We start from the raw sequence: 14,908 nt of genomic DNA on the forward strand, positions 1-14,908 counted from the left end.
CTGCGGCGGATGTCTCACCTCGCCCGGTCAGCAGCCGATGATGAGACCAGGCCCCTTCCCCCCAGGGCGCCCGCGCCGCACGGCGCCCCGCACGACCTCCGAGGAACCATGCACATCGCCTCTGCCCTCACGGGCTCCGCAGCCACCCTGTCCGACCTCGCCGGCCCTCTCGGGCTGGGCGCGCTCGCGGTCGCGGCCGCCGTCGCGGTCGTCCTCCTCGTGTGGCGCTTCTTCCCGGAGGACCGTTCCTGACGTCAGGTCGCGTCAGGCTGCGCCGGGAGCAGCCCGCTCCCGGCTCGCCCTGACGGCGAGCCACAGGGCGAGCGCCCACATCGGTGCTGATCCGAGTGCCGCGAGCGTGGCGGCCGTCGCAATATCACCGCCGGACACGACGTCGAACCCGGGGAGCGCGCTAGCCACGAAGATGCACAGCAGCGCCACCGCACCGGCGACGACAGTCGACCGTCGCGGGCGCGGCGCCGCCCAGAGCGCCAGGGCGTGCAGGACCCCCAGCATCCCGACAGACACGACGCCGAACCACCCCGGGTCGAGCGCGCTGATGTAGATCACGACAGCACCTGCCGCAGCCACGAGGCACGTCAGCGCCGAGTGGGCGTGCGGGCTCGGCGCCCGCCGCGCGCTCACTTCGCGTCGGGGCGCAGGTCCTCGATGGCGGCCGCGACCTCGGGGTCGTCGAGGTTCGCGACGACGTCGCGCTCCTCGGCGACCTCGCCGGTGGTCGCCTCCTCGGGGTCGGGCTCCACGGCGTCGGCGTCGGCGTCGCGGGTGTTCCTCGTGACCGGCACGGGCGGGACCGGGTAACTGCCCGTCCCCACGGAGTTCGTCGTCATGCGTGCTCCTTCGTCGGGTATCGACTCTGATCACCCCATCCTGGCCTCACTCGGCCCCGCGCACACCTCGAGAGCCGACGCGGGCGGGATAGGTTGCCGGTAGGCATCCCTGCCCGGCGGAAAGGCCCCCTGTGTTCGTGCGTGACGGCATCATCATCAGCAGCGCGACAGACCTCGCGGTCGCCGCGCAGTGCGAGCTCGCGCTGCTCGCCGACATGGACGAGCGCCTGGGCCGCTCCCCGCGGACCGCGGAGCCCGACGCGATGCTGGAACGCACGTCGTCGCTGGGGCTGGCGCACGAGGACCGTGTCCTCGCCGGGTACCTGGAGCGGCTGGGCGGTGACGGGCAGGGCGTCGTGTCCTTCGCCGACGAGGAGTGGTCGACGCTCGACGACCTGCGTGCCGCGCACGACCGCACCGTCGCCGCGCTCCGAGACGGCGCTGCGCTCGTCTACCAGGGTGTCCTGTTCGACGGCAGGTTCCTGGGCCGCCCCGACTTCCTCGTCGACGACGCCGCCCTCGCACGCGCCGACGGGAAGCCCGGCGAGGTCTCCGACGCCGGACCGACCCCGCTCGTCACCGTCGTCGACTCCAAGCTCGCCCGCCACGCGAAGGTCACGGCGCTCCTCCAGCTCGCCGCCTACGCGGACCAGCTGCAGGGGGCGGGGGTTCCCGTCGCGCCGCACCTGCGACTCGTCCACGGCGACGGCTCCGTCTCGGAGCACGCCCTCGCGGACGTGCTCCCCGTGTACCGGGAGCGTCGCGCCCGGCTGGAGCGCGTCGTCGACGCCCACCTCACCGACGACGCCCCCGTCGTGTGGGGGGACGAGCGGTACTCGGCATGCGGGCGGTGCGCGAGGTGCACCAGCCACGTCGTCGAGCACCGCGACCTGCTCCTCGTCGCCGGGCTGCGCACCACGCAGCGGGCCCGCCTGCGCGAGGCCGGCATCACCACGATCGACGACCTCGCCGCGAGCACGGGGCCGGTCGAGGGCGTCCCCGACCGTGTCCTGTCCGGGCTCCGCGAGCAGGCCGCCCTGCAGGTCGCGCAGGACTCGCGCCCCGCCCTTCCCGGCGGCCGCCCCGACGTCCGCGCGACCCTCGTCGGGAAGGACGCCCTCTCGACCTTGCCCGCCCCCGACCCGGGCGACGTGTTCTTCGACTTCGAGGGCGACCCCCTGTGGACGGCACCAGGGTCGTCGGACTGGGGCCTCGAGTACCTCTTCGGGGTCGTCGAGGCCCCCACCTCACCGGACGCCGAACCGGTGTTCCGGGCGTTCTGGGCGCACGACCGCGCCCAGGAGAAGCAGGCCCTCCTCGACTTCCTCGCGTACCTGCGCGACCGCCGCGCCGAGTTCCCCGGCATGCACGTCTACCACTACGCGCCCTACGAGAAGACGGCGCTCGGACGCCTCGTCGGGCGGCACGGCGTCGGCGAGGAGCAGCTCGACGACCTCCTGCGTCACGGGGTCCTGGTCGACCTCTACGCCACCGTGCGCCAGAGCGTGCGCGTCTCCCAGCCGTCGTACTCCATCAAGAAGCTCGAGCCCCTGTACATGGGCGACGACCTCCGCAACGCCGACCTCGACAACGCCGCCGACTCCATCACCGAGTACGCCCGGGCGTGCGAGGCGACGGAGGCGGGCCGGGCCGACGAGGCCGCGGCAGTCCTCGACCTCATCGCCGACTACAACCGCTACGACTGCGTCTCCACCCTCCGCCTGCGCGACTGGCTCCGCACGCTCGCCACCGAGAACGGCATCACGCTCCGCGACGCCGACGACCCGGCCGCGCTCCTCGACCCCACCGACCTTCCCGGCGACGACGAGGACGAGCTCGCGGCCGCGCTCCTCGCCGCCGCCGGCGACGCCCCGCGCGAGGACCGCACCGAGGACGAGCAGGCCCTCGCGATGCTCGCCGCCGCGCTCGGGTACCACCGCCGCGAGGACAAGCCCTTCTGGTGGGCCCACTTCGACCGCCTCACCGCACCCCCCGACGAGTGGGCGCAGTCCCGCGACGTCCTCGTCGCCGAGTCCGTCACCGTCTCCCGTGACTGGTCCAAGGAGGGCACCCAGCGCTCGTTGCGCCGCGAGCTGCGCATCACCGGTGAGCTCGCCACCGGCAGCTCCCTGGCCGCAGGTTCGGGCGTGTGGGTGGTGTACGACGACGTCCCCCGTGGCCTCGAGGTGCCGCCGGGCGCGGTGCGCCAGGTGAGCGGGACCTCGACGGTGCTGAGCACCTCCACCGACGCCCGCGGCCGGGACGTCCTCGTCGTCGAGGAGGTCCTCAAGAAGGGCCTCGACCCGTACGACGCGGTGCCCATGGCCGTCGTCCCCGGCAGCCCCGTGCGCACCGGCCCCCTCGAGGCCGCCGTCCGCGAGGTCGCGAGCGCCGTCGAGCGCGACGTCCTCGGGGGCGACGAGCGCTGGCCCGCGCAACCCGCCCTCGACCTCCTGCGCCGCCTCCCCCCGCAGCTGCGGGACACCGACGCGACACCCGGCGGCACCCTCCCCGTCGTCGGCGACGGCAAGGGCGCGTACATCTCGGCCATCACCGACGCCGTCCGCGCCCTCGACGGCTCCTACCTCGCCGTGCAGGGCCCGCCCGGCACCGGCAAGACGTACGTCGCGGCCCGCGTCATCGAGCGGCTCGTCGGGCGCGGGTGGCGCATCGGGGTCGTCGCACCGTCGCACGCCGTCGTCGAGCACCTCCTCGACAAGATCGTCGACGCCGGGGTCCCCGCGCACCGCGTCGGGAAGGTCCCCTCCGGCGACGCCCCGCACGCCTGGACCGCCATCCCCGAGAAGAAGCAGGCGCGCTTCATCAGCGAGCACCGCGACCACGGGTTCGTCGTCGGCGGCACCGCCTGGGACCTCACCAACACCGCGAAGATCGGGCGCGGCGAGCTCGACCTCCTCGTCGTCGACGAGGCAGGCCAGTTCTCCGTCGCCAACACCGTCGCCGTGTCCGTCGCCGCCCACAACCTCCTCCTCCTCGGCGACCCCCAGCAGCTCCCCCAGGTGAGCCAGGGCACCCACCCGGAACCCGTCGACGGCTCCGCCCTCGGCTGGGCCGCCCACGGCCACGACGCCCTGCCCGCCCACCTCGGGTACTTCCTCGAGCGCACGTGGCGCATGCACCCCGACCTCTGCGAGCCCGTCTCACGCCTCGCCTACGAGGGCCGGTTACGCTCGCAGGAGTCGGCCACCGCGGCGCGCTCCCTCGAGGGCATGGCCCCCGGCGTGCACGTGGTGAGCGTGGAGCACCGCGGCAGCTCCGTGGTCTCCGTCGAGGAGGCCGACGCGGTCGTCGCGCAGGTCGCCGACCTCCTCGGGCGTGCCTGGACCGACGGCGAGGGCGCCGAGCCGCGTCCCCTCACGGAGGGCGACGTCCTCGTCGTCGCGGCCTACAACGCCCAGCGCGCGCAGGTCGTCGCCGCCCTGGCCCGGGCCGGGATGCCCCGGGTCCGCGTGGGGACGGTGGACAAGTTCCAGGGTCAGGAGGCGCCGGTCGTGGTCCTCACCATGGCCGCCTCGTCCGCGGAGGACGTCCCCCGCGGGATGGGGTTCCTCCTGTCCCGGAACCGCGTGAACGTGGGAGTCTCCCGCGGCCAGTGGGCGGCCGTCGTGGTGCGCTCCCCCGCGCTCACCGACTACCTGCCGACCACCCCGGAGGCCCTGTGCGAGCTCGGGGCGTTCATCGGGCTGTGCAGCTCCGCGCAGCCCGGTGCGACCCACCACTAGGCAGCGGGGTGGATGACGTGTAGTGTCCGTGACAGAAGTTGCAGTGAATCTCATGTCTTTGCCGCGCAGGGCCACATGCCCGCGGATCTTGTTCTTCAAGAGTTGACGACGGAACACCGTGACGGACGACCCCGACAGGCGGGGCGTCGTGATCACTCTTGAAGGAGTATCAAATGACTGTTGGAACCGTGAAGTGGTTCAACGCCGAAAAGGGTTTCGGCTTCATCGCACCTGAGGACGGCAGCGCCGACGTGTTCGCGCACTACTCCGCGATCGCCTCCTCCGGCTACCGCTCGCTCGACGAGAACCAGAAGGTCGAGTTCGACGTCACGCAGGGCCCCAAGGGCCCGCAGGCCGAGAACATCCGCCCGCTCTGATCTCCGACTGAGCAGGTCACGCCGGGCCCCGGCCCGCTGACCGCCGTCTGAGTCACCACGAGAGCCCCGGACCACGCGTCCGGGGCTTTCGTGTACCCACCCGGAGGTCACCCGCCGTGAGCACCATCAGCATGCCCGTACCGCCCGCCGACGCCCCCCGCGTCCGCGCCGTCACCGACTTCGCCGAGATCTCGCGCCGCATCCAGGACGCCGGCCTCATGCGTCGCCGCTACGGCTACTACTGGGCCAAGCTCGTCGGCATGGTCGTCGTCTACGCGGCCCTCGTCGCCGCGTTCGTCGCGATCGGCGACTCCTGGTGGCAGCTCGTCACGGCCCTCGTCGCCGCCGTCGTCATGACCCAGGCCGCGTTCCTCGGGCACGACGCCGCCCACCGGCAGATCTTCCGGTCCGGGAGGTGGAACGAGTGGACCAGCCTCGTCGTCGCCAACCTCTTCGTCGGGCTCAGCTACGGCTGGTGGCAGCACAAGCACACCCGCCACCACGGCAACCCCAACAAGGACGGTGCCGACCCCGACATCGACCTCCCGATCCTCGCGTTCACCCCCGAGCAGGCCGCAGCACGCCGCAACCCCGCCACCCGCTGGTTCGCCGCCCACCAGGGCTGGTTCTTCTTCCCCCTGCTCCTCCTCGAGGGCCTCGACCTCCACTACCAGGGCCTCAAGCGCGTCCTCGGACGCGAGCCCATCGCCCGGCGCGGCGTGGAGATCCTCTTCCTCGGTGCGAGGCTCGGCGGGTACGTCGCCCTCGTGCTCCTCACCCTGGCGCCCCTCAAGGCCGTCGTCTTCATGGCCGTGCACCTCGGGCTCTTCGGGCTGTACATGGGCGGGTCGTTCGCCCCCAACCACAAGGGCATGCCGATCGTCCCCAAGGACATGAAGATCGACTTCATGCGTCGGCAGGTCCTCATGAGCCGCAACGTCACCGGCGGGCGGTTCGTCGACGTCGCGCTCGGCGGGCTCAACTACCAGGTGGAGCACCACCTGTTCCCCAGCATGCCGCGCGTCGCCCTGCGCCACGCGCAGCCCATCGTCGAGGCGTTCTGCGCCGAGAAGGACGTCACGTACACGCAGACCAGCCTGCTCGCGTCGTACGGGATCGTCGTGCGCTACCTCAACCGGGTGGGCCTGGGCGAGCGGGACACGTTCACGTGCCCGCTCGTCCAGACCTACCGCTGAGGCGTCCCGCTCACGGGTACTGCGTGAACGACGCGGTCGCCGGGTCCGCCCCGGTGCGCCGCCCGGCCTCGAGGCCGGTGATCGCGGCCATCTCCTCGTCGCTCAGCTCGATGTCGAACAGGTCGGCGTTCGCCGCGATCCGCGCCGGAGTCGCCGACTTGGGGATGACGATCGTGCCGTTCTGCACGTGCCAGCGCAGCACCACCTGGCCCGGCGTCACCCCGTGCTCGCGGGAGATGCGCTCCACGACCGGGTCGCCGAGGTCATCGCCACGGCCCAGCGGGCTGTACGCCTCCACCGCGAGACCCGCGGCGCGCGAGGCCGCCACCACCGCGTCCTGCTGGAACGTGGGGTGCACCTCCACCTGGTTCACCGCCGGGACCACGTCCGTCTCCGCGAGGAGCCGCTCCAGGTGCTCGGGCAGGAAGTTCGACACCCCGATGGCCCGCACCACACCCTCCGAGTAAAGCTTCTCGAACGCCCGCCACGTCTCCACGTAGAGGTCCTTGCTGGGCACCGGCCAGTGCACCAGGTACAGGTCCACCTGGTCGACGCCCAGAGCCCGACGGCTCGCGTCGAACGCCGCGAGGGTCGACTCGTACCCCTGGTCGCCGTTGCGGAGCTTTGTCGTGACGAACAGCTCGTCCCGGGGGACGCCGCACGAGCGCAGCGCCGCGCCCACGCCCCTCTCGTTGGAGTAGGCGGCCGCCGTGTCGACGTGCCGGTACCCGACCTCGACCGCGCACTCCACGGCGCGCTGCACCTCGTCGTCGGGGATCTCGTACGTCCCGAACCCGACCTGCGGGACGCGGACTCCGTTGTTCAGTGTCACTGCGGGGATCTGTGAGGTCATACAGATGTCTTACCCCAGGCCGCGCGCCGCGGCGATCCGTCAGCCGCACCCCGTCCCGCCTCCACAGGTCCTCCTCGGGTCCCCCCAGGATCAGCCACGGATCGGGGCGGCCCGGCGCACGCGGGCGAGCCCCGGCGGGATAGCCTCAAGGGAGGAACCGTCGAGCACTGGAGGACCGCCCGTGAGCACACCGAGCAGCAGCACGGGCAGGTCCGTGGGACCCCAGGTGGAGACGACGTCCGGCACCGTCCGTGGCACCTCCGGACCAGGTGGCACCCGGATCTTCAAGGGAGTGCCGTACGCCGAGGCACCCGTCGGGAACCTCCGCTTCAGGGCGCCCCGCCCAGCGCCGCGGTGGACGGGCGTGCGCAGCGCCGTGCACGACGCCCCCGTGGCCCCCCAGCGCGTGAGCAACCCCTTCACCGGGGCGGGCCCCGACACCGAGCAGTCGGAGGACTGCCTCACCCTCACCGTCACGACGCCGCCCACCACCACCGACGACGCCCCCCGGCCGGTCCTCGTCTGGTTCCACGGCGGAGACAACGTCACGGGCTCCGGGTCCGCACCCGCCTACGCGGGCGACGCCCTCGCCCTGCGTGGCGACGTCGTGGTGGTCACGGTGAGCTACCGGCTGGGTGCGCTCGGATGGGTGGACTTCTCGAGCTTCTCGACGTCGCAGCACATCTTCGAGACCAACCTCGGGCTGCGTGACCAGATCGCGGCCCTCGAGTGGGTGAGGGACAACATCTCCGCGTTCGGTGGCGACCCCGGAGCGGTGACCGTCGGGGGGCAGTCGGCCGGTGCCACGTCCGTGACCACCCTGCTCTGCGTGCCGTCGGCCGCCGGGCTCTTCCACCGGGCGATCGCGATGAGCCCCGACGTCGCGGGCGTGTCCGGGGCGGAGCGCGCCGCCGGGTGGGCGCGCGACTACGTCAACTGGTTGCGCACCACGGAGAGCCTGGCCGTCGACGCCCTCCTCACCGCACCGCCCAAGGAGCTCGCGGACGCGACCGCGCGGCTCGCCGCGCTCGTCGCCAAGGAGACCCCCGGGGCGTCCTGCACGCGACCCGTCGTCGACGGCGACCTCCTGCCGGAGCACCCCGTGGACGTCCTCACCGAGGGCCGCGGGCACCCGGTCCCGCTCCTCGCCGGGTCCACCAAGCACGAGGGCCTGCCCTTCGTCGGGTCGCGCCGCTCGGCCGTGCCGACCACGTCGGAGGCCATCGACCTCTTCTTCGAGATCAACGACCCCGGCGCCCAGCTCACCGTGCTCTCCGCGTACCCCGGGTACCCGAGCATGCGTGCCCGCGCCCAGCTGGGGGGCGACGCGATGTTCTGGGTCCCCACCGTCACCGCGGCACGCGCCCACGCCGAGCAGGCGCCCACGTTCGTGTACCGGTACGACGTCACGACGCCCGCCCTCAACCTCCGTGGCCACGGGGGCGGACACGGCACCGAGCTGGTCCCCACCTTCGGGACGCTCTCGTCGTCGCGGGCACGGGCCCTGACGCGGCTCGGTGGCCTCGAGGACCTCACCGCGGTGAGCGAGCGCATGCAGGACGCGTGGACGTCCTTCGTCCGCACCGGGACCCCCGGTACGGGGTGGCCGACCTACGACTCCGACGACCGCCTGACCAAGGTGTTCGCGTCTCGCGACCGCGTCGTGAGCGACCCGGGACGCGAGCGGCGCCGCGCGTGGGAGGGCGTCGCCAGGTACCGCTGACGGCCCCTGATGCATGCCCGACATCCCCTGGTATGGGCCCTTGGCCTTTGCGTCGTCGAAAAATGTGCGTACGTCTAGCCTCCCGGCGACGGATGTGGCTAAAGTAGGCGACGAAGTTGCAGTGGATCGAACGTCTTACCTGCACCGACGCGAGTCGGGGTAGTTCTTGGTCTTCAGGAGTGGACGACGACACCGTGACGAGCGGCCTCCACAGGGGAGGTCGTCCGACAGAAGCTCTTGAAGGAGTTGCACGATGGCAGTTGGAACCGTGAAGTGGTTCAACGCGGAGAAGGGCTTTGGCTTCATCGCCCCCGAGGACGGCAGCGCTGACGTGTTCGCCCACTACTCGGCGATCCAGAGCTCCGGCTACCGGTCGCTCGACGAGAACCAGAAGGTGGAGTTCGACATCACGCAGGGCCCCAAGGGCCCGCAGGCGGAGAACATCCGCCCCATCTGATCTGACGCTCGCACTTTCCCGAGCACGACGAAGGCCCTGGTCCAGGTGGACCGGGGCCTTCGTCGCGTGCGGATGCGCGCACGCACCACGCAGCCGATAGTGAAGACCATGGCTAACCACCCAGGACCCACCGAGCTCCTCCTCGTCCGGCACGGCCAGAGCACCGGGAACGTCGCGAGCGCAGCCGCCGACCGCGAGGGTGCGGAGCGCATCGACATCGACCTGCGGGACGCCGACGTCCCCCTCTCCGACACCGGTGAGGACCAGGCCCGGTCCCTCGGGAGGTGGTTCGCGGAGCAAGGGCCCTCGGCCGCTCCCCAGCGCGTGTGGTCCTCGCCCTTCCTGCGCGCCCGGGAGACGGCACGGATCGCGGTGGAGACCGCCGGCCTCGACGTCCCCGTCCGCCTCGACGAGCGCCTCCGCGACCGCGACCTCGGCATCCTCGACCTGTACTCGGCCACCGGCGTCAAGGCGCACTTCCCCGAGGAGGCGGAGCGCCGCGCCTGGCACGGCAAGTTCTACTACCGGCCCCCGGGCGGCGAGTCCTGGGCGGACGTCGCACTCCGGGTTCGGGCGTTCCTCGGAGACCTCGAGCGCTCCGCCGCAGGCACGGACCGGGTGCTCGTCGCCGCCCACGACGCCGTGATCATGGTCTTCCGGTACGTGTGCGAGGGGATGACGGAGCAGGAGGTCCTCGCCGCCGCCCGCGAGCGGTCGGTGAGCAACGCGTCCGTGACGCGCCTGCGCCGCTCACCCGATGACGACCCGTGGACGTGGCGCGCGGACCTCGTGAGCGCCGACGAGCACCTCACCCCGGCCCGGCGGACGGACGAGGCGGGCAGCACCGATGTCGGCTGACACCTCACCGGTCCCCCTGACACCTGCGCTCCTGCGCTCCTGGGGACTGCCCAAGGACGCCTCGTCCAAGTACGAGCGCGGCCAGGTGCTCGTCGTCGGCGGAGCCCGGCAGACGCCCGGCGCCGTCCTCCTCACCGGGGTGTCCGCCCTCCGCGTGGGGGCCGGACGCCTCACGCTGGCCGTCGCCGCGTCAGTGGCCCCGGCGCTCGCGGTGGCGGTGCCCGAGGCGGGCGTCGTGGGGCTCGAGGAAGGTCCTGGCGGCGCCGTCCTCGGCCGGGGAGGGTCCGCGCTCGCCGACGACCTCGCATCCTCGGACGTCGTGGTCGTGGGGCCCGGACTCGACGACGCCGACGAGGCCGCCGCGCTCCTCGAGGCCGTCGCCCCGCACGTGGGCGACTCGACGGACGTCCTCCTCGACGCGTACGCCCTCGGGGTCCTCCCCCGGGTCGCCGAGGCCGTCGAGCCGCTGCGGGGGCGCCTGGTCCTCACGCCCAACCCGGCGGAGGCCGCACGCCTGGTGGGGTGCGAGGCGGACGACCTCGACGACCCAGCGGACCTCCTCGCGGGCCTGCGCGACGTCGCGGACCGCTACGGTGCCGTCGTCACCTGCCAGGGCCTCGTGGTGGCCCCCGGCGGGGACGCCTGGTCGTTGACCACGGGGACGGGCGGGCTCGCGACGTCCGGGTCGGGGGACGTCCTCGCGGGAGCGGTCGCCGGCCTGCGGGCCCGGGGAGTCTCCGCCGACCGGGCGGCCGCCTGGGGCACGCACGTGCACGCCGTGGCCGGCGACCGCCTCACGTCGTCCGTGGGGGCGTTCGGGTTCCTCGCCCGCGAGCTCGCCGCAGAGCTGCCGCGGGTGGTCGCCGAGCTCTCCGCCTGAGGGGGCTCAGTCCTCGGAGACCTCGGCGAGCGGCGCGACGGCGGGGCCCTCGAGGACCTCGCCGTCGGGGGCGAAGCGGGAACCGTGGAGCGGGCAGTCCCAGGACCTTTCCGCGTCGTTCCACGACACGATGCCTCCGAGGTGGGAGCACGACGCGGAGCGGCGGAACGTCATCCCACCGACCGTGCACACCGCCTCCTGGCGCAGCCCGGACCGCTCGACGCGTCCCTCGCCCTCGGCGGGGACGCCGTCGGACCCGCTCGACGGCACCACGCCGGGCACAAGGGGCTTGAGGCGGTCGGTGGTCATCCGCGCCCCGACGCTCGCGTTGATGCGGGCCGCCTCGCCCACGCCCTTCGCCTCGTGGCGGCTCCACGACCGGAAGGCGTCGGCCCACGGCATGCTCCCGTGGCTCTCGTCGCCGAGGAGGGTGACGCTCAGCGCGAGGCTCGCCGCGACGGCGTTGGTCATGCCCCACTTGTCGTACCCGGTGGCCACCTGGATCGCGTCCTGGCCCGGGGTGAGCGGGCCCACGAACGGCAGGTGCGAGGTCGTCTGGTAGTCCTGCGCGGACCACACGTGGGTGAGCTCGGCCCCCGGGAACCGTTCCTGCGTCCACGCGACGAGGTCCTCGACGTTCCCGAGGGTGTGGTCGTCCCGCCCGACGACGTGGCCGTTCCCACCGACGAGGAGGAGCTCGCCGTCCTGCCCGGGGTAGGTGCGCAGCGACCGGGTCGGCGAGCCCGCCGAGAGGTACATGGGCTGCGGCAGGCTGCCGGGGACCCGGAAGGCCGTCGCGTAGGAGCGCAACGGCTCGACGCGCGCGAAGAAGCCGCCGCGGTCCAGGACGGGGACGCCCGTGGCGAGCACAACCCGGTCAGCGAGGACCTCCGTGGGCGTCCGGGCACCGGGCCCCTGGTCGGTCTCGACGTGCACGGCGCACGGGTCGCCCGCGTCCACACCCACCACACGGCTGCGCTCGTGGATCTGCACGCCCCGGTCGACGAGATCGTGGGCGAGCTCCATGAGGACGTCCATGGGGTTGATCTGCACCTGGTCGGGCAGCACCACGCCACCGGCGTGCTCGAACCCGAGACCCACGTCGTCCTGCCAGCGCACGGGGAGGCCGAGGGACGCGGCCGCGTCGTGCTCCGCGCGGGCCGCCGCCACGTCGTCGGGCGAACCCGCGTAGGTCACGGCGTCACGCAGCTGGTGGTCGATGCCGCGGGCCTCGCAGTACCGGCGCAGCCAGGACTGGCCCTCCCGGTTGCCCTCCACGTAGCGGGCGACGGTCTCGGAGGAGTGCCGGCCGGTGAGGTCCGACAGCCGCGTTCCCTGGAGCAGCGACACCTTGGCCGTCGTGTTGCCCGTGGTCACGGCACCCACGTGCCGGGCCTCGAGGACCACGACGGAGGCGCCCGCCCGGGCGAGGAGGAGCGCCGTGGTGAGGCCGGTGAGGCCTGCGCCGACGACGGCGACGTCGTACCTGGAGCCCGCGACGAGCGGGCCGGGCACGGGGAAGGGCCGCGTGTCGGGTCGTGTGGTGGGGTCGAGCCAGAGGGAGGTCGTCTCAGGAGCGTCCATCCCTCGATGATGCGCAGAGACCGGCGATCCCGCACGGCGAGATGGCGCCCAGGAGTGCCGGTCCGCGCGCGGCGGTCCCTCATGGTCGCGGCTCCCCGGCCGATGGGACGCGCGAGAAGGTGGCCCCACGGACGGGACCCGACGAGGCCGAGGACCGGCCGCACAGAACGAAGGACCTGTCAGTGAGCGGTATCGACGCGATCTCGTCGCGCATCCTGGAGATCCAGACGACCATCTCGTCCGTGTCCCGGGGCCTCACCCCGACGCAGACGTCCGCGGCGGCGTCCTCGTCGTCTGCGAGGACAGCAGCTGGCACGGCGGCGACGAGCGAGGCGTTCGGGTCGGCGCTCGCGCAGGCCGTCGCGGCCGCGCCCGCCGCCCCGGCGCCGCCCGCGGCCGCCCCGGCGTCGACCGCGAAGCTCGACGCGAACGGCATCCCCGAGGGGTTCGCCGCGTACGGCAACGGGAAGATCCCGCGCGAGGCCCTCACCGAGATCACCGGCACGGGCCACCGCCTGTGGGCACCGGCCGCGCAGGCGTTCGACAAGGTCCTCGCCGCCGCGAAGGCGGACGGCGTGACCATCGGCATCACCGACTCGTACCGGACCTACGAGTCCCAGGTGGACCTCGCCCAGCGCAAGGGCCTGTACTCGCAGGGCGGTCTCGCGGCCAAGCCCGGCACCAGCGACCACGGCTGGGGGCTGAGCGTGGACCTGAACCTCGACAGCAAGGCGCTGGCGTGGATGCGCGCCAACGGAGCATCGATGGGCTTCGTCGAGGACGTGCCGCGCGAGCCCTGGCACTGGACCTTCCAGGGCTGATCGGCACGGTTCCGCGGCTGCCGCGGGGTGCCTCGTGAGATCGCTCCCATACCGACGGTATTCGAGGTTTCATCCATGGGGACTTCTCCCCATCGGACACCCCTCCGTTCACCTTGATGACCCCCTGGAGGGGGCCTACTGTTCCAGGGTGATCAGTCGGAAGCCAGACCTCTCAGGAGCAGCACCCGCGACGCTCGTCTCGCTCGAGCGCACCGGGCTCGCCGGCCTCTCCGCCGCCAGCCTCATGGACATCCGCCAGCAGCTGTCGGCCACGGAGCTCGTCCTGCCCACCTCCACCGCCGCCGTCGCGCAGGCCACCCGGAGCACGCCCGCGCCGCGCGCCTGACACCCGCAGACACCACGAACGCCCGGTGCCCGTCCCTCCCAGGACAGGCACCGGGCGTTCTGTCGTGAGCGGCCGGGACGCTCAGCCCTTGTCGGAGCCCTTGTCCTTGTGCGCGCCGTCGGTGGTCCCGCGGCTCTCGCGCAGCTCGCGCCCACGCTCGACGTCCTCGCGGAACTTCTCGGCCTTCTTCTCGCTGGCCTGCGTGTCGCGCGGCGGGAGCTGCACGGTCTCCTCAGCGGCGATGCCCGCCTGGAGCTGGCGACCCCGCTCGAGCTCCGCGTCGAGCTCTGCCCCGAAGAGCAGGGCGAGGTTGGTGATCCACAGCCACAGCAGGAAGATCACCACACCGGCGAGGGCACCGTACGTGGCGTCGTAGTTGGAGAACCGCGCCACGTAGAACGCGAACCCTGCGGACGCGAGGGCCCACACGCCGATGGCGACGACGGCCCCCAGGCTGATCCACCGGAACTTGGGCTGACGGACGTTCGGCGTGCCGTAGTAGAGGATCGCGATGACGATCACGACGAGCACGAGGACGGCGGGCCACTTGGCGATGCTCCACACGGTGAGGAAGGTGTCGCTCAACCCGACGAACGACCCGATGGCCTCGGCGACGGGCCCGGACGCCACGAGCATGAGTGCGATGAGCGCCACGAGCACGAGCGTGATGAGCGTGACGAGGAGCATCACGGGGCGCAGCTTCCAGATGGGCCTGCCCTCGTCGATCTCGTAGATGCGGTTCATGGCCCGGCCGAAGGCGTTGACGTAGTTGGACGCCGACCACAGGGCGACGGCGAGACCGGTGTAGAACGCGAGGGTCGACGCCGACGACTGGGAGATCCCCTCGATGATCGACTGGAGGTTCTTCGCCGCGTCCTCGGGGACGAACTCCTCGAGCGTGTTCATGAGCTCGCCGACCATCTTCTCGCTGTTGCCCACGAGGCCGAGGATGGAGATGAGCGCCAGGAGGGCGGGGGCGACGGCGAGCACCGAGTAGTACGTGAGGGCGGCCGCGAGGTCGGTGCACTGGTCGGAGAGGAACTCGCGGAAGGTCTTGCCCCCCACGTAGGTCCAGGACCGCTTGGTGAGGTCGGTGGGCGACCCGGGCTTGCGGGAGTCCTCGGCGTCGGGCGAGGACTTCTTGCGCTCCGCCTCCGAGATCGAGTCGTCGATGTGCGTCATGGTGGGTCCTCCGCGGTACGTCATGGGGGGGCGTCTC

General features: G+C 72.5%; 15 protein-coding genes. 10 read left to right on the forward strand and 5 right to left on the reverse strand.

Features of this window, described 5'->3' with window-relative positions; all coding sequences use genetic code 11:
- The first annotated feature begins 108 nt into the window (after nt 1-108).
- Entirely contained in the window at nt 109-252 is a 144-nt protein-coding gene (locus JAV76_RS00660; RefSeq protein ID WP_198732093.1) for a hypothetical protein, read from the forward strand.
- A gap of 12 nt (nt 253-264) precedes the next feature.
- On the opposite strand, the gene JAV76_RS00665 is transcribed toward JAV76_RS00660, so the two are convergent.
- The gene (locus JAV76_RS00665; protein ID WP_198732094.1) at nt 265-570 is read right to left on the reverse strand and encodes a hypothetical protein; all 306 of its coding nucleotides are present in this window, start codon (nt 568-570) and stop codon (nt 265-267) included.
- Between the two features lie 71 nt (nt 571-641).
- The gene (locus JAV76_RS00670; RefSeq protein ID WP_198732095.1) at nt 642-851 is read right to left on the reverse strand and encodes a hypothetical protein; all 210 of its coding nucleotides are present in this window, start codon (nt 849-851) and stop codon (nt 642-644) included.
- 137 nt (nt 852-988) lie between these two features.
- Between JAV76_RS00670 and JAV76_RS00675 the strand changes: the two genes are divergently transcribed.
- From JAV76_RS00675 to JAV76_RS00685, 3 genes are all read left to right on the forward strand, one after another.
- Nucleotides 989-4,594 (forward strand): TM0106 family RecB-like putative nuclease, encoded by a 3,606-nt coding sequence (locus tag JAV76_RS00675; RefSeq protein ID WP_307843931.1) that lies wholly within the window; start codon nt 989-991, stop codon nt 4,592-4,594.
- Between the two features lie 173 nt (nt 4,595-4,767).
- Entirely contained in the window at nt 4,768-4,971 is a 204-nt protein-coding gene (locus JAV76_RS00680; protein WP_042437666.1) for a cold-shock protein, read from the forward strand.
- Nucleotides 4,972-5,102: 131 nt separating this feature from the next.
- On the forward strand, nt 5,103-6,167 hold the full coding sequence (locus JAV76_RS00685) for a fatty acid desaturase family protein (RefSeq protein ID WP_198732409.1): 1,065 nt from the start codon (nt 5,103-5,105) through the stop codon (nt 6,165-6,167).
- A gap of 10 nt (nt 6,168-6,177) precedes the next feature.
- On the opposite strand, the gene JAV76_RS00690 is transcribed toward JAV76_RS00685, so the two are convergent.
- The gene (locus JAV76_RS00690) at nt 6,178-7,020 is read right to left on the reverse strand and encodes an aldo/keto reductase (protein WP_198732096.1); all 843 of its coding nucleotides are present in this window, start codon (nt 7,018-7,020) and stop codon (nt 6,178-6,180) included.
- A gap of 181 nt (nt 7,021-7,201) precedes the next feature.
- On the opposite strand from JAV76_RS00690, the gene JAV76_RS00695 reads away from it, so the two are divergent.
- The 4 genes from JAV76_RS00695 to JAV76_RS00710 all read left to right on the forward strand — a co-directional run bounded on the left by JAV76_RS00695 (nt 7,202) and on the right by JAV76_RS00710 (nt 10,938).
- The gene (locus JAV76_RS00695) at nt 7,202-8,743 is read left to right on the forward strand and encodes a carboxylesterase/lipase family protein (RefSeq protein ID WP_307843932.1); all 1,542 of its coding nucleotides are present in this window, start codon (nt 7,202-7,204) and stop codon (nt 8,741-8,743) included.
- A 253-nt stretch (nt 8,744-8,996) separates the two neighbouring features.
- Nucleotides 8,997-9,200 carry a cold-shock protein gene (locus JAV76_RS00700; protein WP_066460786.1) on the forward strand — a complete coding sequence of 68 codons (204 nt, stop codon included), beginning with the start codon at nt 8,997-8,999 and terminating at the stop codon, nt 9,198-9,200.
- A 108-nt stretch (nt 9,201-9,308) separates the two neighbouring features.
- Nucleotides 9,309-10,058: a histidine phosphatase family protein gene (locus JAV76_RS00705; RefSeq protein ID WP_198732098.1), complete on the forward strand. Its 750-nt coding sequence runs from the start codon at nt 9,309-9,311 to the stop codon at nt 10,056-10,058.
- Nucleotides 10,048-10,938 (forward strand): NAD(P)H-hydrate dehydratase, encoded by an 891-nt coding sequence (locus JAV76_RS00710; RefSeq protein WP_198732099.1) that lies wholly within the window; start codon nt 10,048-10,050, stop codon nt 10,936-10,938. Before JAV76_RS00705 ends, JAV76_RS00710 begins: the two co-directional genes overlap by 11 nt.
- Before the next feature lie 6 nt (nt 10,939-10,944).
- Here the strand turns inward: JAV76_RS00710 and JAV76_RS00715 are convergent, their stop codons facing one another.
- On the reverse strand, nt 10,945-12,522 hold the full coding sequence (locus JAV76_RS00715) for an FAD-dependent oxidoreductase (RefSeq protein ID WP_198732100.1): 1,578 nt from the start codon (nt 12,520-12,522) through the stop codon (nt 10,945-10,947).
- A 182-nt stretch (nt 12,523-12,704) separates the two neighbouring features.
- Between JAV76_RS00715 and JAV76_RS00720 the strand changes: the two genes are divergently transcribed.
- Nucleotides 12,705-13,343 carry a M15 family metallopeptidase gene (locus tag JAV76_RS00720; RefSeq protein WP_307843933.1) on the forward strand — a complete coding sequence of 213 codons (639 nt, stop codon included), beginning with the start codon at nt 12,705-12,707 and terminating at the stop codon, nt 13,341-13,343.
- A gap of 148 nt (nt 13,344-13,491) precedes the next feature.
- Nucleotides 13,492-13,689 (forward strand): hypothetical protein, encoded by a 198-nt coding sequence (locus JAV76_RS00725; protein WP_198732102.1) that lies wholly within the window; start codon nt 13,492-13,494, stop codon nt 13,687-13,689.
- A gap of 81 nt (nt 13,690-13,770) precedes the next feature.
- Here JAV76_RS00725 and JAV76_RS00730 read toward each other — a convergent pair whose 3' ends face one another.
- Nucleotides 13,771-14,871 carry a YihY/virulence factor BrkB family protein gene (locus tag JAV76_RS00730; RefSeq protein ID WP_198732103.1) on the reverse strand — a complete coding sequence of 367 codons (1,101 nt, stop codon included), beginning with the start codon at nt 14,869-14,871 and terminating at the stop codon, nt 13,771-13,773.
- Nucleotides 14,872-14,908: the final 37 nt, after the last annotated feature.

This window comes from Sanguibacter suaedae, assembly GCF_016342785.1.
Lineage (GTDB): Bacteria > Actinomycetota > Actinomycetes > Actinomycetales > Cellulomonadaceae > Sanguibacter > Sanguibacter suaedae.

Bases quoted from the DNA above. Each gene is read 5' to 3' on its own strand.
- JAV76_RS00710 (WP_198732099.1), top strand. From the start codon at position 10,048: ATGTCGGCTGACACCTCACCGGTCCCCCTGACACCTGCGCTCCTGCGC.
- JAV76_RS00730 (WP_198732103.1), bottom strand. From the start codon at position 14,871: ATGACGCACATCGACGACTCGATCTCGGAGGCGGAGCGCAAGAAGTCC.
- JAV76_RS00705 (WP_198732098.1), top strand. From the start codon at position 9,309: ATGGCTAACCACCCAGGACCCACCGAGCTCCTCCTCGTCCGGCACGGC.
- JAV76_RS00660 (WP_198732093.1), top strand. From the start codon at position 109: ATGCACATCGCCTCTGCCCTCACGGGCTCCGCAGCCACCCTGTCCGAC.
- JAV76_RS00690 (WP_198732096.1), bottom strand. From the start codon at position 7,020: ATGACCTCACAGATCCCCGCAGTGACACTGAACAACGGAGTCCGCGTC.
- JAV76_RS00685 (WP_198732409.1), top strand. From the start codon at position 5,103: ATGCCCGTACCGCCCGCCGACGCCCCCCGCGTCCGCGCCGTCACCGAC.
- JAV76_RS00670 (WP_198732095.1), bottom strand. From the start codon at position 851: ATGACGACGAACTCCGTGGGGACGGGCAGTTACCCGGTCCCGCCCGTG.
- JAV76_RS00715 (WP_198732100.1), bottom strand. From the start codon at position 12,522: ATGGACGCTCCTGAGACGACCTCCCTCTGGCTCGACCCCACCACACGA.
- JAV76_RS00680 (WP_042437666.1), top strand. From the start codon at position 4,768: ATGACTGTTGGAACCGTGAAGTGGTTCAACGCCGAAAAGGGTTTCGGC.
- JAV76_RS00700 (WP_066460786.1), top strand. From the start codon at position 8,997: ATGGCAGTTGGAACCGTGAAGTGGTTCAACGCGGAGAAGGGCTTTGGC.